General features: G+C 73.8%; 9 protein-coding genes. 6 read left to right on the forward strand and 3 right to left on the reverse strand.

Going from position 1 to position 20544, the window contains the following annotated elements:
• Positions 1–22 precede the first annotated feature (22 nt).
• Positions 23–1186, reverse strand: a complete 1164-nt coding sequence (locus ACN27A_RS04765) for an ROK family protein (protein ID WP_421450056.1) — start codon at positions 1184–1186, stop codon at positions 23–25.
• Between the two features lie 416 nt (positions 1187–1602).
• Between ACN27A_RS04765 and ACN27A_RS04770 the strand changes: the two genes are divergently transcribed.
• Positions 1603–4299 carry a sugar-binding protein gene (locus tag ACN27A_RS04770; protein ID WP_421450057.1) on the forward strand — a complete coding sequence of 899 codons (2697 nt, stop codon included), beginning with the start codon at positions 1603–1605 and terminating at the stop codon, positions 4297–4299.
• An 87-nt stretch (positions 4300–4386) separates the two neighbouring features.
• Here ACN27A_RS04770 and ACN27A_RS04775 read toward each other — a convergent pair whose 3' ends face one another.
• The gene (locus ACN27A_RS04775) at positions 4387–5148 is read right to left on the reverse strand and encodes a sulfite exporter TauE/SafE family protein (protein WP_421450058.1); all 762 of its coding nucleotides are present in this window, start codon (positions 5146–5148) and stop codon (positions 4387–4389) included.
• A gap of 210 nt (positions 5149–5358) precedes the next feature.
• On the opposite strand from ACN27A_RS04775, the gene ACN27A_RS04780 reads away from it, so the two are divergent.
• From ACN27A_RS04780 to ACN27A_RS04800, 5 genes are all read left to right on the forward strand, one after another.
• A complete protein-coding gene (locus tag ACN27A_RS04780; RefSeq protein ID WP_421450059.1) occupies positions 5359–5730 on the forward strand; it encodes an SCP2 sterol-binding domain-containing protein in 372 nt (123 codons plus the stop codon).
• Positions 5723–7804 (forward strand): glycogen debranching N-terminal domain-containing protein, encoded by a 2082-nt coding sequence (locus ACN27A_RS04785; RefSeq protein ID WP_421450060.1) that lies wholly within the window; start codon positions 5723–5725, stop codon positions 7802–7804. The genes ACN27A_RS04780 and ACN27A_RS04785 overlap by 8 nt, the downstream gene beginning before the upstream one ends.
• A gap of 10 nt (positions 7805–7814) precedes the next feature.
• A complete protein-coding gene (locus tag ACN27A_RS04790; protein ID WP_421450061.1) occupies positions 7815–8417 on the forward strand; it encodes a cysteine hydrolase in 603 nt (200 codons plus the stop codon).
• A gap of 141 nt (positions 8418–8558) precedes the next feature.
• On the forward strand, positions 8559–16844 hold the full coding sequence (locus tag ACN27A_RS04795; protein WP_421450062.1) for an amino acid adenylation domain-containing protein: 8286 nt from the start codon (positions 8559–8561) through the stop codon (positions 16842–16844).
• Positions 16841–19123 (forward strand): condensation domain-containing protein, encoded by a 2283-nt coding sequence (locus ACN27A_RS04800; protein ID WP_421450063.1) that lies wholly within the window; start codon positions 16841–16843, stop codon positions 19121–19123. Before ACN27A_RS04795 ends, ACN27A_RS04800 begins: the two co-directional genes overlap by 4 nt.
• Before the next feature lie 65 nt (positions 19124–19188).
• On the opposite strand, the gene ACN27A_RS04805 is transcribed toward ACN27A_RS04800, so the two are convergent.
• Positions 19189–20499, reverse strand: coding sequence for a condensation domain-containing protein (locus tag ACN27A_RS04805; protein WP_421450064.1), 1311 nt, complete (start codon positions 20497–20499; stop codon positions 19189–19191).
• Positions 20500–20544: the final 45 nt, after the last annotated feature.

A 20544-nucleotide genomic window follows, 5' to 3' on the forward strand; every position in this document is an offset into this window, starting at 1 on the left:
CTGCGGTGTGCGTGGTGTGTGGTCAAGGGGTCGGCAGCAGGGTCGGCATGCCGGCGGCAGCCGCGGAGAGGGCGTAGCTGACCGCCCCGTGCAGCACCGCCCGGTCGCCGAGCACGGCCCGGCGCACCTCGGTGCTGCTCGGCGCGGCGGCGGTGACCAGCGTCTGGAGCCGGTCGACGGCGGCGTCGTCGAGGTGGGCGGCGGCCCCGCTGAGCAGCACCCGCCCGGGGTCGACGACGCAGACGCAGGAGACGATGAGCCGCGACCAGGCCGCGAGCACGTCGTCCAGGTAGGCGGCGGCCCGGTCGTCGATGGCCGCCAGCGCCACCAGGTCGGCCACGGGCGAGTCCGGCCGCCGCCCGGGGGCCAGCGCCACCATCCGCTCGGCGATGGCGTTCTCCGACCAGCGGGCCTCGAACGGACCGATCCCGTCGTGGCCCCGGTCGGTCGGGTCGAGGGGCAGGAAGCCGACCTCGCCGGCGGCTCCGCCGGCGCCCCGGCGGACCTGCCCGTCGAGCACCAGGCCGGCGCCGATGCCGTCGGCCACGTGCAGCAGCAGCAGGTCGGCGACGTCGCTGCCCGCGCCGGCGGCGTGCTCGCCGGCCGCCATCAGGTTCACGTCGTTGTCCACCACCACCGGCACCCCGAGCCGCCGCTGCACCGACTCCCCCACCGGCCGGCCCTCGACGAGGCCGACCGAGGGGGCCAGGCGCACGGCGCCGCCGGTGGAGATGCCGGGCGCCGCGATGGCCACCCCGCGCAGCGCCGGCAGCCCGTCGCCGGCGAGTTCGGGGATCGAGCGGCAGATGGTGTCGACGATGTCGCCGGCGAGCCGGACCGCCCGGTGGGCGATGACGGCGCCGTCGCTGTCGGCGATCTCGCAGCTGATCCGGGACGGCTCCAGGGAGACGGCGGCGACCAGTTCGGCCCGCGGGTTGAACTCCAGCATCGCCCGCGGCCGGCCGGTGCGGGAGGTCCCCGGACCGCGCTCGATGAGGTACCCCTCGGCGATCAGCTCGCGTACGAGCGGGGTGAGCGTGGCGGGGCTCAGCCCGGTGAGCTCGGTCAGCTCGGCGCGGGAGAGCACCCGCACCTGGCGGGCGGTGGAGATCACGGACAACCGCTTGATCTCCTTCGACCGCTCCCGGCTCACCGGGCTCGTTGGTGGCGTCACCACGTCAGTCACACTTCCTTCCTACGGCGAACGAACTATCGAGTCAAGTAACGAAACCGTCTCGTTACCTTGCGGCATCCTTTGTGAGCAGCAGAAACGCCCTTCCTTGGGCCCCGGGGAGGCCGTCGGGCGGGCGCACTCACCACCCGCAACGTCTCAAACGGCGAGGGGTTAGTTTCTTTCGCAAATAAAGAAAGACCTTGCAAAGCATTGACGGGCCGCCGCGCCGGTCCCTAGCGTCACCGGGCGAAGGCCTTCCAGTGTGTACGGACCCCCGTGCCGCTGCGTACCTGAGGTGACGCCGGCGCTCCCTCGTGCCCCGGCGCCCCTGCCCGCCCTCTCACCGTCCGACCGCGACCCCACGTCGACGCCCCGCGTCCGACGTCGCCGGCCGCTGCCCGGACCTCGCGTCACGCGAAAGGATCCGCATGCGTCTCAAGGCGTTTCTGCTACCCACGGCGCTCGCCCTGGCCCTGTCCGGGACACCGGCCGTGGCCCTCGCCGCACCCCCCGACGCCCGGCCGACCGACGCCGTCGACCTGGACGTCCTCTTCGTCAGCGCGCACCCCGACGACGAGGCCGGCAGCCTCGCCACCCTCGGCCAGTGGAAGGAGAAGCACGGCGCCAAGGCCGGCGTCGTCACCATCACCCGCGGCGAGGGCGGCGGCAACGCCGTCGGCCTGGAGGAGGGCCCGCCGCTGGGCATCATCCGCGAGCGCGAGGAACGCACCGCGATCGGCCGCGCCGGGGTGGAGAACCTCTACAACCTCGACCGGGTCGACTTCTGGTACACCGCGTCCGCGCCCCTGTCCGAGCAGATCTGGGGGCACGACGACACCCTCGCCCAGATCGTCCGGGTGATCCGGCAGACCCGGCCCGAGATCGTCATGACGATGAACCCGTCGCCCACGCCCGGCAACCACGGCAACCACCAGCAGGCCGCCCGCTTCGCCGCCGAGGCGTTCCACGCCGCCGCCGACCCGAAGGCGTTCCCGGAGCAGGTCACCAAGGAGGGGCTCAAGCCGTTCCGGGCGGCGAAGTTCCTGCGTACGGGCGGCAGCGGCAGCTCGACGACCGGGCCGCAGTGCGCCACCGGCTTCGTGCCGGCCGTCCCGACCGACCAGGTGTTCGGCGTCTGGGAGGGCGCCCGCAGCGCCGGCGGCAAGACCTGGGCCGAGGTGGAGGTCGACGCCCGCCGGGACTACGTGACCCAGGGCTGGGCCAACACCGCCGCCGCCCCCACCGACCCCGCGAAGATCCGCTGCGACTTCTACACCCTGGTCGACAGCCGCGTCCCGTACGACCCGGCGGACACCTCCCCCGAGGCGATCCTGCGCGGCTCGGTCCTGCCCCCGGCCGCCGGCGGGCTGCCCAGGGGCACCGAGCTCTACCTGACCGCCGACCGGTTCGACCTCGCCCCCGGGCAGAGCGTCGAGGTCACCGCACACGTGCGGGCGCCCGGCAACCGGGCCCTCACCTCGCCCCGGGTCTCACTGCGGCTGCCGCAGGGCTGGACCGCCAGCGGCTCCGGCGCGGTGCGCGGCGCCGTACCTGCCGGCAAGGAGCGGACCGTCACCTTCACCGTGACCGTCCCCGCCGGCGCCGACACCAACGAGCAGCACCTCGTCGGCGCGTCCCTCACCACCAGGCAGGGCACCGGCCGTACGGACCGCGCGGTCCGGGTGGTCGCCGACGTGCGCGGCACCCTGGAGCCGCTGCCCGAGGTCGGGCTGTTCCGCACCTGGGCCGGCGACAGCGGCTACCCGCAGCTGGACACCCTGATCAAGCCGGTGCTCACCCTCGGCTCCGGCAAGAGCCGGACGGTCCGGGTCGACCTGCGCAACCACGGCGAGACCGCCCAGAGCGGCACCGTCGCCCTCGGCCTGCCGACCGGCTTCACCGCCGACGCGCCGACCAAGAGCTACGCCTCCCTGGCGCCGGGCGCGACCGGGGCGGTCACCTTCACCGTCACCAACAGCGACGCCAGCCTGCCGACCGCCAACGAGGGCGGCGACGGCGGCGACTACGGCATCACCATCACCACCACCAGCGCCGCCGGCAGCACCGTGGAGACCGGCGCCCTGGAGATCGTGCCGACCAGCGAGGTGCCGCACGCCGGGGGAGACCACGCCGTCGACGGGGTGGCCTCCCCGGGCGAGTACCCCGGCGAGGAGCTGGACCTGTCCCGCATCTGGGAGGGGCAGGCCACCACGCCACAGGACGCCTCGGCCACCGGCCGGATCGCCTTCACCGAGGACGCGCTCGTCGTGTTCGTACAGGTCACCGACGACGTGCTCGGCAAGAAGGTGGTGCCGCAGGACTGCAAGCGGCAGCGGCGCACCGACAGCGTGGAGATCATCGTCGACCCGAAGGGGAACTCGACGGACACCTCCACCGTGTTCAAGGCGGGCATCTTCCCGGTCACCGACGACCCCGCCAACGGCGACCCGCCGTGCTGGCAGCGCGACGCCGACAACCGGCAGGGACCGGGCGCCACGACCGCCCCGGGGATGACCGTGGTCAGCAAGGTCACCGCGCCGTACACCGGCTACACCATCGAGGCGCGCATCCCGTTCGCGGTGCTGCCCGACGCCATCGACCCGACGCGGATGGGCTTCAACGTGCTGGTGTACGACTCGGACACCCAGGACCTCAGCTCCCAGTCCCGGCTGGGCTGGTCCACCTTCACCGGCGTGCGGGCCGACCCGTACCGCTACGGCCTGGTCACCCTGCCCGGCCTCACCCCGGCCGCGCGGCAGCCCAGCGCCCCGGTCTTCCCGGACACCGCCGCCCGTAGCGTGCACAGCCCGCAGACCATCGCGCAGTCGGCGGTGGACGGCGTCGCTCCGGCCGCCGTCACCCGGCTGCCCGAGCGGGCGCTGCGGCTGACCGACCAGCGGCAGGTGGCCGGCGGCGTGCGGGTGACCGTCCGGGCCGACCGCGCCGGCACGGTGTACCTGCACACCGCCGACGGCGACCGGTCGCTCGGTGAGCGTTCGGTGCAGGTGCCCTCCGGCCGCCCGGTGACCGTCGTGGTCCCGGCGACCGGTGGCACGCCCACCTCGGTCCTGGCGGCCTTCGAGGCCGGCGGCGCCGCGCTCGCCCGCCAGGTCCCGCTGGCCTGACCGGCGCGCGACGGGCCCCTGCCATCCGAGCGGACGGCAGGGGCCCGTCCCGTCGTCGGGGCCGGGACTCCGCGGCGGCAGCGCGGTCTACAGGACGTTGCGCCGCAGCAGGAACAGCCCGAAGAGCACCCCGAACGCGACGACCACCGCCCTGAGCGGGCCCTCGGGGAGTCTGCGGAGCAGTCGGGCGCCCACGTAGCCGCCGACGACGGTCGCCGGGGCGACGACTGCCACCCCCGCCCAGTTGACGGTGCCGAAGAGGACGTAGAGCACCACCGCCGTGAACGAGATGACGGCCGACAGCAGGTTCTTCAGGGCGATCGTCCTGGTGAGCGGCTCGTGCTGGAGGAGCGCCAGGCTGGCGACCAGGACGATGCCGAACCCGGCGCCGACGTAACCGCCGTAGAGGCCGCCCAGGGCGATGGAGAGTTGCAGGGCCGCCGGGTGTGCCCGCCGGTCCCGCGGCGCGGAGCGCCGGACCAGGCCGTCCAACCAGCCCCGCAGACCGAGGACGCCCGACGCGGCGAGCACCAGGAACGGCACGATCATGTCGAAGACGCGGGTGGGCGTCACCAGCAGCAGCACCGACCCGGCGACGCCGCCGACGACCGCCGCGGGCAGGACGCGTCGCACGTCGCCGCGGGGCGGCAGGTCCCGGTATCCTCCGGCGACGCTCGCCACGTTGCCCGGGAAGACGGCTACGGTGCTGGTCAGCTTGGCGGTGAGCGGCGGGATGCCGGCAGCGATCAGCGCCGAGAAGGCGATCAGGGAACCGCCGCCCGCGACCGCGTTGAAGGCGCCCGTGGCGACACCGGCGGCGACGAGCAGCGTCGCCTGGATGGGATCCATCGGGTCCCAGGCTAGTGGCGATGCCCGGCGGCGGGGCGGGTGTCGGCCGGGCCGCCCGGCCCGCCGGGCGGCCCGGCCCGCCGGGCGCGGGACGGCTCGGGGCCGGCCGGCGGTGGGCGCGACCCCCGGCGGGGCCGCGCGAAGTTCACCTTCTCCGGGTGAGGCGGTGGCGGCGTTTGCGGGGAATGGTGGCCGGTGAGGAGGGTCGCGATGGCGGATGCCACCGAGGATTTCTTCCACGGCCTCGCGCGCCGTGGGCACGACCGCCGGCTGAGGGCGATCGACGAGGGCAGCGTGCGCTTCGACATCAGCCGCGACGGCCGGACCGACCACTGGCTGGTCTCCATCGAGAAGGGCGACGTCAGGGTCTCGGAGGAGGAGACCGGCGGGGACGCGGTCGTCGAGGCGGACCGGGCGGTGTTCGACCGCATCGCCAGCGGGGAGGCGTACTTCCTGACCACGGTGCTGCGTGGCGAGGCGGCCGTGGCGGGCAGCCCACGGCTCTTCGCGACCGTCCGTAAGCTCTTTCCGCCGCCGCCCACGTCCCGGGCGACGCGCCGCCGGGGAGGCGGCCATGAGTGACGACCAGGTGGGCATCCTGGACGGCACCACCTTCCTGGTCTGCGACCGGGCCGGCGACATCTTCCCGTCGCCCGACACCCCGCTCGGCCTGTTCGCCCACGACACGCGCCTGCTGTCGAAGTGGGTGCTCACGATCGACGGGGAGCGGTTGAGCACCCTCGCCATCGACGACATCCACTACTTCGAGAACCGGTTCTACCTGGTCCCCGGCCACCAGGACGTCTACGTCAACAGCACGCTCTCCGTGCGACGGGTGCACACGCTCGACGCCGGCCTGCACGAGGAGCTGAGCATCACCAACCACGCCGGCCAGCCGGTCGATTTGACCGTCCGGGTCGAGGTGGACGCCGACTTCGCGGACGTCTTCGAGGTCAAGGACGCGACGGCGCGGAAGAAGGGGCGGCACTACCGGCGCGTCGACGACGGGCGCCTCGTCCTAGGCTACGCGCGGGAACGGTTCCGGCGGGAGACGATCGTCTCCGCGACGACGCCGGCAGAACTGGACGAGAACGGGCTGACGTTCGCGGTCCACCTCGAACCGCACGGCAGGTGGCGGACCAGGCTGACCGCGGAGCCGGACCTGCCGATGCCGCGAGGGCTGGAACGGCTCACGATTCCGGGACGGGCGCGCAGCCGGGACAAGGAGCGCCGACTCAAGGACTGGCTGGCGGAGGCGCCCCGGCTGGAATCCGGCTTCGAGCCCCTGCACGGCGCGTACCGGCGCAGCCTCATCGACCTGGCCGCGCTGCGGTTCAGCCCGTTCCTCGCCGAGGACCGGAGCGTGCCGGCCGCCGGCCTGCCCTGGTTCATGAGCCTGTTCGGCCGGGACAGCATCCTCACCAGCCTCCAGGCGCTGCCGTTCGCGCCCGATCTCGCCGCCACCACGCTCAGGGTGCTCGCGCTGCGGCAGGGCAGCCGGGTCGACGACTTCCGGGAGGAGGAGCCCGGCCGGATCCTGCACGAGATGCGGTACGGGGAGATGAGCGTGTTCGAGGAGACGCCGCACACGCCCTACTTCGGCAGCGCCGACGCCACTCCCCTGTTCCTGGTGCTGCTCGACGAGTACGAACGCTGGACCGGCGACACCGCGCTCGTCCACTCGGTCGAACAGGAGGCGCGGGCGGCGATCGACTGGATCGACCACTACGCCGACCTGACGGGCAGCGGCTACATCTCCTACGAGCGGCGCAACACCCGCAACGGCCTGGAGAACCAGTGCTGGAAGGACTCCTGGGACGGCATCTCGTACCAGGACGGGCGGCTGCCCGGCTTCCCCAGAGCTACCTGCGAGTTGCAGGGGTACGCGTACGACGCGAAGATGCGCACCGCCCGGCTCGCCCGGACGATCTGGGACGACCCGGCGTACGCGGACCGGCTGGAACGGGACGCCGCCGAGCTCAGGCAGCGCTTCAACCGCGACTTCTGGGTCGCCGACGGCGAGTACATGGCCCTCGCGCTCGACGGTGACGGCCGGCAGGTGGACGCCCTGTCGTCCAACATCGGCCACCTGCTGTGGAGCGGCATCGTCGACGAGCCGAAGGCCGCCGCCCTGGCGCGACACCTGATGTCGCCCGCGCTGTTCAGCGGCTGGGGGGTGCGCACGCTGGCCGAGAGCGCGAGCCGCTACAACCCGATCGGGTATCACGTCGGGACGATCTGGCCGTTCGACAACTCGTTCATCGCCTGGGGCCTGCGCCGCTACGGCTACGCCGACGAGGCGGCGCGGATCGCCGCCGGGATCCTGGACGCGGCGGTCTTCTACGACGGCCGGCTGCCCGAGGCGTTCGCCGGCTACCGCCGGGCCGAGACCAACTATCCGGTCAACTATCCCACCGCGTGCAGCCCGCAGGCGTGGTCCGCCGGGGCCACCCTGCTGCTGTTGCGCACGATGCTCGGGCTGCAACCGGTCGGCGAAGACCTCGTGATCAGGCCCGCTCTGCCCGCTAGTCTCGACTTCGTGGCGCTGCTCGACATTCCCGGGCGGTGGGGGCGACTCGACGCGTACGGCAGAGGGCCGGCCGGCGCGGGCGGACGCGGCCACCAGCCTGCGCCGCAGCAGCTCTCCGCCCCGTGACGGGAGGACGATGCGAGAACTCGACCCGATGCGGACCGCCGTCGTCGGCGTCCACTGGCAGCACGAGGTCGTCAGCCCCGACGGGGTGTTCGGTCCGTTCTTCGCCGCGCAGGTCTCCCGGCACCGCGTCGCCTCGTACGCGGCGCAGGTCACCGCGGCGGTACGCGCCGGTGGCGGCCTCGTCGTCTACACGCGGGTCGCGTACCGACCCGGATACCCGGACCTCATCCCCAACACGCCCAGCTTCGCCCTGGTGCGGGAGCGGCAGGCCTACCTCGAGGGCGCGCCCAAGACCCGGATCGTCGACGAACTCGCGCCGGAGGCCGGCGACGTCGTCATCACCAACGTCCGGCTCACCGGCTTCTTCGGCAGCGAACTCGACACCGTGCTGCGGCGCCGGGGCGTGGACAGCGTCCTGTTCACCGGGGTCGCCACCAACCTCTCCGTCACCGGCACCGTGTTCGAGGCGGTCAACCTCGGCTACCGGCCGGTGGTGGTCTCCGACGCGTGCACCGCCGCGACCGACGAGGCGCACCGGGCCAGCCTGGAGACGCTGGGGCAACTCGGCGAGGTGGTCACCACCGCCGAGGCCGTCGAGCGCCTGTCGAGGTGAGCCGTCGGGCCGGGCGGCCCGTCACCCGGCCGGGCCGCTCCGGCGGGCGGCCGGCCAGCCCCGACAACTGCCCGCACAGCCCCTAGCCCGGCCCGTTTCCATTGACGACGGGCGTGCCGCGCTGGCAGCATCCGGCGCATCATGATCAAGGAAAGCGGTTGGTCAGCGCCCCCCGTCCCCGCCCGGCCGTCCGGCCAGCCCGCCGGGGGCGAGCCACACCACGCGGACCTCGTCCATGAGGCGATCGTCCGGCATCCCGCCGACGCGTTGGCGCTCGGCACGGACGACGCCCTCGTCACCTACGGGGAGTTGCGCGCACGCAGCAACCGGCTGGCCCGGCACCTGCGGGCCACCGGGGTACGCCGAGGCGACCTCGTCGCCGTCCTGCTGCCCCGCGGTGTCGACGGGATCGTCAGCGTGCTGGCGGCGCTCACCGCCGGCGCCGCGTACCTGCCCGTCGACGCCGGCTACCCGCCGCAGCGGGTCCGGCACATGCTCACCGACTCCCGGGCGCGGGTGCTCGTCACCGTACGGTCGCTGGTCCGGCCCGACCTGGTGGTTCCGGGCACCCCGGTCGTCCTGCTCGACGACGACCGGGCCACGCTCGCCGCGTACCCCGACCGCCCGCCGGCCGTGCCGGTCGGCCCGGGTGACCTGGCGTACGTGATCTACACCTCCGGATCCACCGGCCTGCCGAAGGGGGTCATGGTCGAGCACGGCTCGCTGCGCGGGCTGGCCCGGTGGCGGGCCGACGCGGAGCGTCTCGGTCCCGACGACCGCTGCCTGCACCTGTTCTCCCCCGGCTTCGACGCCTCGGTGTGGGACATCTGGGCACCGCTGGTGGCGGGCGCCAGCCTCTGGATGCCCGACGACGCGACCCGGGTCGACCCCGACCGGCTGGTGGACTGGCTCGCCACGCACGTGATCACCTCGGCGACGCTGCCCACCCCGCTCGCCGAGGCCGTGCTGACCCGGCCGGCGCCGCCCCACGGGGCACTGCGCATCCTCGGCGCGGGGGGCCAGCAGCTGCTGGCCCGCCCCCGCCCCGAGCACACGTTCACCACCGTCAACCTGTACGGGCCCACCGAGGCCACCGTGCTGGCGATGGCCGGGGAGGTGGCGGTCGAGGGCGACGGCCCGCCGTCGCTCGGGCATCCGGCCGCGGGCGCCGCCATCCGGCTGCTCACCGACGACCTGCGCCCGGTGCCCGCCGGCAGCCTGGGCGAGGTGTTCATCGGTGGGCCGGGCGTGGCCCGGGGGTACCACGACCGGCCCGCCCTGACCGCCGAGCGCTTCCCGCCCGACCCGTACGGGCCGCCGGGCAGCCGCCTCTACCGCACCGGTGACCTGGCCCGTCAGCTTCCGGACGGCACCTACCACTTCGCCGGCCGGGTCGACGACCAGGTGAAGCTGCACGGCCACCGGATCGAGCTGGGCGAGATCGAGAGCGTGCTGCTGCGTCATCCGGACGTACGGGCCGCCGCCGTCGGGCTGCACCAGGGCACGGCCGGCCCCCGGCTCGTCGGCTACGTCGTGCCCGAGGCCGGCCCGGACGACGTGGCGCTGGCCGAGCACGCGGCCCGGTACCTGCCGGCGACCATGGTTCCCGCCGCGTGGGTCCGGCTCGCCGCCCTGCCGCTCACGCCGCACGGCAAGCTGGACCGGGCCGCGCTGCCCGCGCCGGCGGAGCGGGTCGGCGAGGCGCCCCGCGACGACCTGGAGCGACGGGTAGCGCAGGTGTGGGCGGAGGTGCTCGGCAGGTCGCCGGGCCGCGACGACAACTTCTTCTCCCTGGGCGGGCACTCGCTGCGGGCCACGATGGTCGCCGTCCGCCTGCGCGAGCGGTTCGGGCTGCCGATCTCGGCGGCGATCGTGTTCGAGGCGCAGACCGTGGCCGCGATGGCCGACCGGCTGCGGGACGAGGTGCCGGCCGTCGTCGGCGGCGGCGATTCGGTCGTGACCGGCACCGGGCAACCGAACGATCCGGCCCTCGCCTCGCCGGGCGGCGAGGCCTCGTCGGCGGGTCGGGTCCTGTCGTTCGCGCAGCAACGCCTGTGGTTCCTGCACACCCTCGACCCGAAGTCCACCGCCTACAACACCCAGACCGCCTGGCACATCGACGGCGAACTCGACCTCGACCACCTCGACACCGCCATCGACGAGATCGTCCGCCGGCACGAAGTCCTGCGCACCACCTTCGCCGAGCACGACGGCGTCCCCGTCCAGATCGTCCACCCGCCGAGCACCCACCACAGCACCCGCCACGACCTCACCCACATCGACCCGGAGCACCACGACCGCCACGTCCGTGACATCCTGCGCGCCGAGCTCGACACACCGTTCGACCTCGCCACCGGCCCGTTACTGCGCAGCCACGTCCTCCAACTCACCCCCACCGCGCACGTGCTCTGCCTCACCTGGCACCACATCGTCCTCGACGGCTGGTCCGTCGGCGTGTTCCACACCGAACTCGACCACCTCTACACCGACCTCACCCACGGTCGCGCCCCCTCGCTGCCGCCGCTCACCACCCAGTACGCCGACATCGCCGAACGCCAACGCCACCACTGGCAGAGCGCCGACGCCCAACGACAGCTCGAACAACTCGCCGCACGGCTACGCGACGCCCCGCCCGTCTGTCACCCGCCCACCGACCGGCCCCGCCCTGACACCGCACCCGGCCCCACCGCCGTCCACCACAGCCAACTGGCCCCCGGCAGCCTGGCCCCCCTGACCGCCCTCGCCGCCCAGACGGGTTCCACCCCCTTCGGCGTCCTGCTCGCCGCCTTCCAACTCCTCATCCACCGCCACACCCACCAGAACCCCATCGTCATCGGCACCCCACTCACCGGACGCACCGACCCCGACGCCGAAAAACTCATCGGCTTCTTCGTCAACACCCTCCCCCTCGCCCTCGACATCAACCCCCACCACACCTTTCGCCAACTCCTGCACCACTCCCGCACCGTCCTCATGCACGCCGTCACCCACCAGGACATCCCCTTCGACAAACTCGTCGAACACACCCGACCCACCCGCGACCGCCACACCCCACCCCTCATCCAGACCGTCTTCACCACCATGGAAGGCACCGGTCCGGCACCGCTGCACACCGCCACGATGCGGCCGCTGCCGATCGACGAGGGGGTCGCGAAGTTCGACCTGACCGTCCAGGTGCAGGTGGAGCCGGACGCCGTCCGGGTGCTCTTCGACTACGCCTGCGATCTGTACGAGCCCGCGACGATGGCCGAGCTGGCCGACAGCTACCGGGCCCTGGTGGCCGCCGTACTGGCCGAGCCGGACCGGCCGCTGTCCACCGTGGTGGCGGTCACGGCCGCCCAGCGGGAGCGGCTCGCGGACGCGTTGATCGCCAGCCCGGTTCCGGTCCCGCCCGGTGACCTGGGGTGCGTGCCCCTGCTGGTGACGGAGACGGCCCGACGCCAACCCGACGCGCTCGCCGTCGTCGACGGGACCGGCGCGATCACCTACCGCCAACTCGACGAGCGGTCCAACCACCTCGCCCACCAACTCCTGCACCACGGCGCCCGACCCGACCACCCCATCGCCGTCAGCCTCCCACCCGGCACACCCGCCATCACCGCCATGCTCGCCGTCCTCAAAGCCGGCGCCGCCTACCTCCCCATCGACCCCACCGCCCCACCCGCACGCCGACACCACCTCATCACCAACTCCGCCGCCACCATCCTCATCACCGAAGACCCCCACGACACCGACACACCACCCGGCGTCGTCGCCCTCGCCCCGCACCCGGACACCGCCACGGCCGCGTCCGCGCCGCCCCCGCTCGACGTGCACCCGGAGCAGGTGGCGTACGTCATCCACACCTCCGGGTCCACCGGCACGCCCAAGGGCGTCATGGTCCCCCACCGGGCGCTGAGCAACCTGGTCCACTGGCACCTGGACGCGCACCCCACCGGTCCCGGCCAACGCCACGGCCAGGTGGCCAGCCTCGGCTTCGACGCCGCGATCTGGGAGATCTGGCCCGCGCTGGTCAGCGGCGCCACCCTGCACATCGCCGACCCCGCCGACCGCCTCGACCCCACCGCGCTGCACGACTGGCTGGTCCGGGAGGACGTCACGAGGACGTTCCTGCCGACGCCGATCGCGGAGGCCGTCCTCCGGTTGCCGACCCCGTCCACCAGCCGCCTGCGGACGATCTTCACCGGCGGGGACGCCCTCACCACCCGGCCGTCCGCGCAGGCGCCGTACACCCTGTTCAACATCTACGGGCCGACCGAGACCACCGTCGCCGTCACCGTCGGGCCCGTCCGCCCGGACGGGGTCCACCGGCCGGACCTCGGCACGCCGATCGCCGGCGCCCGCATATACCTGCTGGACGCCGACCTCCAACTGGTCCCGCCCGGGGCGCCCGGCGAGGTCTGCGTCGCCGGCGACGTGGTCAGCCGCGGCTACCTGAACAAGCCCGGGCAGACGGCGGAGCGGTTCCTGCCCGACCCCTACGGACCACCCGGCAGCCGCCTCTACCGCACCGGCGACCTCTGCCGACTCCGCACCGACGGCACCCTCGAATTCCTCGGCCGCACCGACGAACAAATCGCCATCAACGGCTACCGCATCGAACCCGGCGAAATCGAAACCGCCCTACGCACCCAACCCCACATCGAAGCCGCCCTCGTCACCACCCGCACCCTCCCCACCGGCCGCCACCTCATCGCCTACGTCACCAGCACCAGCACCATCGACACCCACCAACTCCGCGACACCCTCCACCACACCCTCCCCCGCCACCTCGTACCCCACGCCATCATCGCCCTGCCCCACTTCCCCCTCACCCGCAACGGCAAGATCGACCGCAACGCACTCCCCGCACCGGACCTGTCCGCGCGGGGCGAGCCGCCCCGCGACGGCCTGGAGCGGCGGGTGGCGCAGGTGTGGGCCGACGTGATCGGCCGGAGGCCGGGCCGCGACGACAACTTCTTCGCCTTCGGTGGGCACTCCATGCAGGCCACCATGATCGCCGCCCGGCTACGCGAGAGCCTCGGCGTGGCGGTGCCGGCGGCGATCGTGTTCGAGGCGCAGACCGTGGCCGCGATGGCCGACCGGCTGCGGGACGAGGTGCCAACCGATCCGTCGACCGCCGGCGGCGAGGACGACCCGGTCGTGACCGGCACCCGGGAACCGCGCGAGCCGGCCCTCGCCTCGCCGGGCGGCGAGGCCTCGTCGGCGGGTCGGGTCCTGTCGTTCGCGCAGCAACGCCTGTGGTTCCTGCACACCCTCGACCCGAAGTCCACCGCCTACAACACCCAGACCGCCTGGCACATCGACGGCCAACTCGACCTCGACCACCTCGACACCGCCATCGACGAGATCGCCCGCCGGCACGAGATCCTGCGCACCACCTTCGCCGAGCACGACGGCGTCCCCGTCCAGCTCATCCACCCCGAGCCCACGCATCACCGCACCCGCCACGACCTCACCCAGATCCAGCCGGAGCACCACGACCGCCACGTCCGCGACATCCTGCGCGCCGAACTCGACACACCGTTCGACCTCACCACCGGCCCACTCCTACGCTGCCGGACCCTGCGACTCTCCGACACCGCCCACGTGCTCTGCCTCACCTGGCACCACATCGTCCTCGACGGCTGGTCCGTCGGCGTGTTCCACACCGAACTCGACCACCTCTACACCGACCTCACCCACGGTCGCGCCCCCTCGCTGCCGCCGCTCACCACCCAGTACGCCGACATCGCCGAACGCCAACGTCACCACTGGCAGAGCGACGACGCCCAACAGCATCTCCACGAATTCGCCGCACGACTACGCGACGCCCCACCCGTGTGCCACCCGCCCACCGACCGGCCCCGTCCCGACACCGAATCCGGGCCCACGGCCGTCCATCACACCCAGCTACCCGCCGGCACCCTGACCGCCCTCGCCGCCCAGACCGGTTCCACCCCCTTCGGCGTCCTGCTCGCCGCCTTCCAACTCCTCATCCACCGCCACACCCACCAGAACCCCATCGTCATCGGCACCCCACTCACCGGACGCACCGACCCCGACGCCGAAAAACTCATCGGCTTCTTCGTCAACACCCTCCCCCTCGCCCTCGACATCAACCCCCACCACACCTTTCGCCAACTCCTGCACCACTCCCGCACCGTCCTCATGCACGCCGTCACCCACCAGGACATCCCCTTCGACAAACTCGTCGAACACACCCGACCCACCCGCGACCGCCACACCCCACCCCTCATCCAGACCGTCTTCACCGGCGGGAACGCCACGGGCATCGCCGACGAACCCATGCCGTTGCACACCGCCACGATGCGGCCGGTGTCGATCGAGCCGGGAACCGCGAAGTTCGACCTGACGGTCCACGCGGAGGTGGGGACCGACTCCGTCGACGTGTACTTCAGCTACGCCCGCGACCTGTACGAGCCCGGCACGATGGCCGACCTGGCCGACAGCTACCGCGCCCTCGTCGCCGCCGTGCTGGCCGATCCCGACCGGCGCCTGTCCACCGTGGAGGCCGTCACCGACGACCAGCGCCGGCGGCTCGCGGCGGTGTCCACGGGGCGGCGGCGCGGGTCGGGCGGCGCTCGCGGGTGCGTGCCCCTGCTGGTGACGGAGACGGCCCGACGCCAACCCGACGCGCTCGCCGTCGTCGACGGGACCGGCGCGATCACCTACCGCCAACTCGACGAGCGGTCCAACCACCTCGCCCACCAACTCCTGCACCACGGCGCCCGACCCGACCACCCCATCGCCGTCAGCCTCCCACCCGGCACACCCGCCATCACCGCCATGCTCGCCGTCCTCAAAGCCGGCGCCGCCTACCTCCCCATCGACCCCACCGCCCCACCCGCACGCCGACACCACCTCATCACCAACTCCGCCGCCACCATCCTCATCACCGAAGACCCCCACGACACCGACACACCACCCGGCGTCGTCGCCCTCGCCCCGTCCCGCTCGGCCTCCCCGGCGGCGCCCCGGGTCGACATCCACCCCGAGCAGCTGGCGTACGTGATCCACACCTCCGGCTCGACGGGCATACCCAAGGGCGTCATGGTCGCCCACCACGCCCTGGCCAACCTCGTCCGGTGGCACCTCGACACCTACCCCAGCGGGCCCGGCGAGCACCACGGGCAGATCGCCAGCCTCGGCTTCGACGCGGCGGTGTGGGAGATCTGGCCGGCGCTGGTCAGCGGCGCCACCCTGCACATCGCCGACCCGGCCCACCGCCTCGACCCCGCCGCGCTGCACGACTGGATGCACCGGCAGGGTCTCACCGAGGCCTTCGTGCCCACCCCGATCGCCGAGGCCGTCCTGCGGCTGCCGACGCCGCCCACCTCCACGCTGCGCACGCTGCTCACGGGTGGGGACGCCCTGACCACCCGGCCCTCCGCGCGCACCCCCTACGCCCTGGTCAACCACTACGGGCCCACGGAGGCCGCGGTCGTCGCCACCGCCGGGCCGGTGCGCCCGGACGGGACCCACCGGCCGGACCTCGGCACCCCGATCGACGGCGCCCGCGTCCACCTCCTCGACGCCGAGCTGCAGCTGGTGCCGCCCGGGGCGCCCGGCGAACTCTGCATCGCCGGCGACGGGCTGGCCCGGGGATACCTCGGCCGTCCGGGGCAGACGGCGGAGCGGTTCCTGCCCGACCCCTACGGACCACCCGGCAGCCGCCTCTACCGCACCGGCGACCTCTGCCGACTCCGCACCGACGGCACCCTCGAATTCCTCGGCCGCACCGACGAACAAATCGCCATCAACGGCTACCGCATCGAACCCGGCGAAATCGAAACCGCCCTACGCACCCAACCCCACATCGAAGCCGCCCTCGTCACCACCCGCACCCTCCCCACCGGCCGCCACCTCATCGCCTACGTCACCAGCACCAGCACCATCGACACCCACCAACTCCGCGACACCCTCCACCACACCCTCCCCCGCCACCTCGTACCCCACGCCATCATCGCCCTGCCCCACTTCCCCCTCACCCGCAACGGCAAGATCGACCGCAACGCACTCCCCGCACCGGATTCCGCCACCGTCCGCTCCGCGCCGCCCGGCGACGCCGTGCAGCGGCAGCTCGCCGGGATCTGGGCGACGGTGCTGGGCACCCCCGTCGCGGGCATCGGAGTCCGCGACGACTTCTTCGCCGTCGGCGGGCACTCCCTGCTGGCCACCCAGGTCACCGCGCAGGCCGGCGCCGCGTTCGAGGTCGACCTGCCGGTCGCGGCGCTGTTCCGGGACCCGACGATCGCGGGGCTGGCCGACGAGCTGCGCCGCGTCGAGCGCCGGCCCGGCTGGGTGGACACCGTGGCCGGCCTGCGCGAGGCCGTCGCCGCGCTCACCGAGGACCAGGCCCGACGAGCGCTGGCCGCCGCCACCCGGCCCGGCCCACCGTACGACGAGACAGGAGCGCCCCGATGAGCGGCCCGTCGCCCGACCCGGTAGCCACGCTGCTTCGACCGCCGCCCGGCTGGCCGGCGGAGGAGCACCGGCAGCTGCTGGTACGGCTGCTGCGCGAGCGGCTGGACACCACGCCGGCCGGTCCCGCCACCGTGGCCCAGCGGCAGCTCTGGTTCCTGCAACAGCTGGAGCCGACAAGCACCGCGTACCACATCCTGACCGTGGTGCGGATGACCGGCGAGCTGGACCTGCCGGCACTGCGCGGCGCGCTCGCCGCCGTCACGGACCGGCACGACCTGCTCCGGGCCACCTTCGCGATGGTCGACGACGAGGTGGTCGTGCGGATCGGTCCCTGCGCGCCGGTGCCGGTGCCGGTCGTCGACCTCGGTACGACGGACGCCGCGACCCGCGAGCAGCGGGTCCGGCAGGAGCTGGAGAGGGCCCACGACGAGCTGTTCGACCTGGCCGACGGCCCGCTGCTGCGGGCGGTGCTGATCCGGTGCGGGGCCGACGAGCACCTGCTCGCGGTCACCGTGCACCACATCGTCTTCGACGGTGGGTCCCGCCCGGTCTTCTGGAACCACCTCGCCACGGCGTACGGCGCGCTGCGGGCGGGGAGGACGCCGGACCTCGATCCGCCGGTGCCCGACGACGAGGACGACGAGGACGACTTCGCCGACGACCCGGAGGACCCGGACGCGGCACTGGCCTACTGGCGCGAGCGGCTGGCCGGCCTGCCCGACCTGGACCTGCCCGGCGTCCGCGACCGGGTGCCCGGGGCGTTGGCCGCCGGGCGGCGGCTGGACGTGCCGCTGGACCGCGGCGTGACGACCGCCCTCACCCGGCTGGGTCGGTCCCGGCGGGCCACCTCGTTCATGACGCTGCTGGCGGCGTACCTGGTGCTGCTGTCCGTGCGCACCGGCAGCAGCGACGTCGCCGTGCTGTCGCCGACGACGGGCAGGACGAGCGAGGCGGACGAGAGCCGGATCGGGTACTTCGTCAACACCGTGGTGCTACGCGGCGACCTGGCGGGCAACCCGACCTTCGCCGAGGTGGTGGACCGGGTCCGGGAGCTGACCCTCGGGGCGTACGCCCACATGGCGGTGCCGTTCGAACGGATCGTGGACGAGGTGCGCCCGGCGCGGGTGCCGGGCCGGATGCCGTTCTCGCAGTTCGCGTTCAGCGTGGAGGGCCGGCCCGCGCCCCCGCCCCGGCTCGCCGGCCTGAGCACCGCCTGGGTCGACGTCGACACCGGCACGGCGAAGTTCGACGTGCAGTTGGACGTCCTGACCGACGACTCGGGCGGGCTCGTGGCGGCCTGGACCTGGCGCGACGGGCTGTTCGACCCGGCGGACATGGCCGCCGTCGCCGACGACTTCGTGGCGCTGCTGGACGCGGTCGTCGCCGACCCGCACGCCACCGTCGACGCGCTGCCGGTGCGCCGGCCCGCGCCGGGCGTCCGGGCGGCGACCCCGCCGCCCGCGGCGCGTGCCCGGCCGGGCGGGACGGGCTCCGGCACGCTGGTGCACCTCGGCGGGCCGACCGACCGGCCGCCGCTGATCCTGCCGCACCCCGTCAGCGGCACGGTCGGCGCATACGCCGAACTCGCCCGGCTGCTGCCCGCGTACCACCTGGTCGGCATCGAGTCGGCCGCCGACGCCACCGGCGACTCCATCGACGCGCTCGCCGAGGCGTACCTGGACGAGGTCCTCGCCCGCTGGCCGGCCGGCCCGTACCGGCTGTGCGGCTGGTCGATGGGGGGCCTGCTCGCGTACGAGATGGCCCGCCGGCTGGTGCGGACCGGACGCTCCGTCGACCTGCTGGTGGTCCTGGACACCGCGCCCGGGCAGGCGCGCCCGGCCGGCGAGGGGACCGACGACGCCGCGACGGCGGCCCGGTTCGCCGCGGACCTCGCCGCGTCCCTCGGCCGGGGCCACCCGGCGCCGGCGGCGGCGACGCTCGCCGCGCTGCCGGTCGAGGAGCAGACGATGCTGCTGCGCCAGTGGCTGGTGGACGCCGGGGTGACCCCGGTGGCGCTGCCGGTGCGCGAGGTGCGCCGCCGGGTGGAGACCTTCGCCCGGCACGTCACCGCCGTGGCCGGGTACCGGCCGGAGGGCGCGGAGCTGCCGCTGACCGTCGTGCAGGCCTCCGCGTCGCCGCGCTGGCAGCCGCGCTGGGAGCGCTACGTCGGCGCCCGGACCACCGTCCACGAGTACGAGGGCGACCACTACTCCTTGCTGCGCCGGCCCACTGTGCAACGGATCGCCGGTTGGCTGGCCCGGGCGCTGGACGACCGGTGAGCGACGGCGCCCGGCGCCCGGCCCTCGGCGGGAGTTCCGGGCGGCCCCGCGGAGGGCGGGTGCCGTCAGGCGGTGGGGGCGCCGGCCGCGAGGGGCTGGTCCGGCGAGGCCAGCCCGGTCTCCAGGCACCGCCGGGTCTCCGCCAGCAGCTCGTCGGTGCGTCCGGCGCTGTAGGAGGAGGCAGCGGCGTACAGCTTGATGCGTAGCTGCTCCTGGCCGTCGAGCTGGTCGAAGTAGCCGCCCAGACCGGCGGTGTCGTCCAGCGCCGAGGTGCTGTCCAGCTCGATCGCCTCGGCGGTGGCGCCGGGCCAGTCGATCGCCCGCAGCAGGGAGTAGTTGACCGAGACCGGGGCCAGCAGGTGCACCGGCACCCCGCGCCGCTTCAGTTCCACGACGACCCGCTCGAAGGGGACGGCCTGGTGGCCGAGCGACTCGGCGGCCTGGTGGGCGACCCGGCGGCTGAGGTCGGCGAAGCCGATCCCCGGCGGCACGTCGACCCGCAGGACCGCGGCCTGGCTCAGCTGGCCGACGACGCGTTCGCAGTCGAGGAACGACCGCATGTCGACGACGAACGCCACCCGGAACGACCGGGTGGCCGCGGGCCCGCCCAGCGCGCCCAGCAGGGCCGCGGTGTACGCGGCGAACGGGGAGACCCGCAGGCGGCGCACGGCCGGCACGATCCCGCCGGAGGGGACGTGCGCCTGCGCAAGGTGGCCACCGGGGGCCGGGGGTGGCCCGTCCGGTGCCGCGTCGAACGGGTCGGTCAGGTCGGCCCCGGTCTCCACCGGGCCGAGCCGGCCGAACGTGTCGAGCCACCAGTCGAGGTCCTCCTCCGCCTGCTCCTCGCCCAGCTCGAAGAGCCGGTCGAGGACGTCGTCGATCGGCTCGGCGGCGGGTGGCTGGCCCGTGCCGGCGCCCAGCTCGGCTCCGTAGAGGACGGCCAGGTCGTCGACCAGCAGGTCGAGGGAGTGGTGGTCGAGAAGCGCCATGTGCGCGCGCAGCAGCAGGTAGGAGCTGCCCGTGGCGGTCCGGGCCAGCGAGACCGCCCAGCACGGCCCGGTCCACAGGTCCACCGGCCGCCGCAGGGCGGCCTGGCACCAGCCGACGGCGGCCCGGTCGTCGGGCACCTCGACGACCTCCAGGTCGGCCCGATCTCGGCCGTCGCACAGGACCACGTAGCCGTCGCGCTCGGCGAACGCCCGGCGCAGCAACGGATGCGCCTCGGCCAGCCGCCCGACGGCCCGTCGCAACGCCTCGACGTCGACGTCGCCGTCCAGGCGGTGGCACACCTGGGTCATCAGGGTCGCGGGACCGACCCGGCCGTCGAGACGGCACAGGTATTCCTGGTGTTCGCTCGTCTCGAAATGGTCCCGCACCCTGAATCCCCCGGAAGAATAGATGGCCCCGGCGGACCAAATATC

It is taken from the genome of Micromonospora sp. WMMD737 (assembly GCF_049179055.1).
Classification (GTDB): Bacteria; Actinomycetota; Actinomycetes; order Mycobacteriales; family Micromonosporaceae; genus Micromonospora; species Micromonospora reichwaldensis.

Excerpts from the sequence above, each read along its gene's own strand:
- ACN27A_RS04780 (WP_421450059.1), top strand. The coding sequence starts at position 5,359 with ATGGCGGATGCCACCGAGGATTTCTTCCACGGCCTCGCGCGCCGTGGG.
- ACN27A_RS04800 (WP_421450063.1), top strand. The coding sequence starts at position 16,841 with ATGAGCGGCCCGTCGCCCGACCCGGTAGCCACGCTGCTTCGACCGCCG.
- ACN27A_RS04790 (WP_421450061.1), top strand. The coding sequence starts at position 7,815 with ATGCGAGAACTCGACCCGATGCGGACCGCCGTCGTCGGCGTCCACTGG.
- ACN27A_RS04795 (WP_421450062.1), top strand. The coding sequence starts at position 8,559 with ATGATCAAGGAAAGCGGTTGGTCAGCGCCCCCCGTCCCCGCCCGGCCG.
- ACN27A_RS04775 (WP_421450058.1), bottom strand. The coding sequence starts at position 5,148 with ATGGATCCCATCCAGGCGACGCTGCTCGTCGCCGCCGGTGTCGCCACG.
- ACN27A_RS04785 (WP_421450060.1), top strand. The coding sequence starts at position 5,723 with ATGAGTGACGACCAGGTGGGCATCCTGGACGGCACCACCTTCCTGGTC.
- ACN27A_RS04770 (WP_421450057.1), top strand. The coding sequence starts at position 1,603 with ATGCGTCTCAAGGCGTTTCTGCTACCCACGGCGCTCGCCCTGGCCCTG.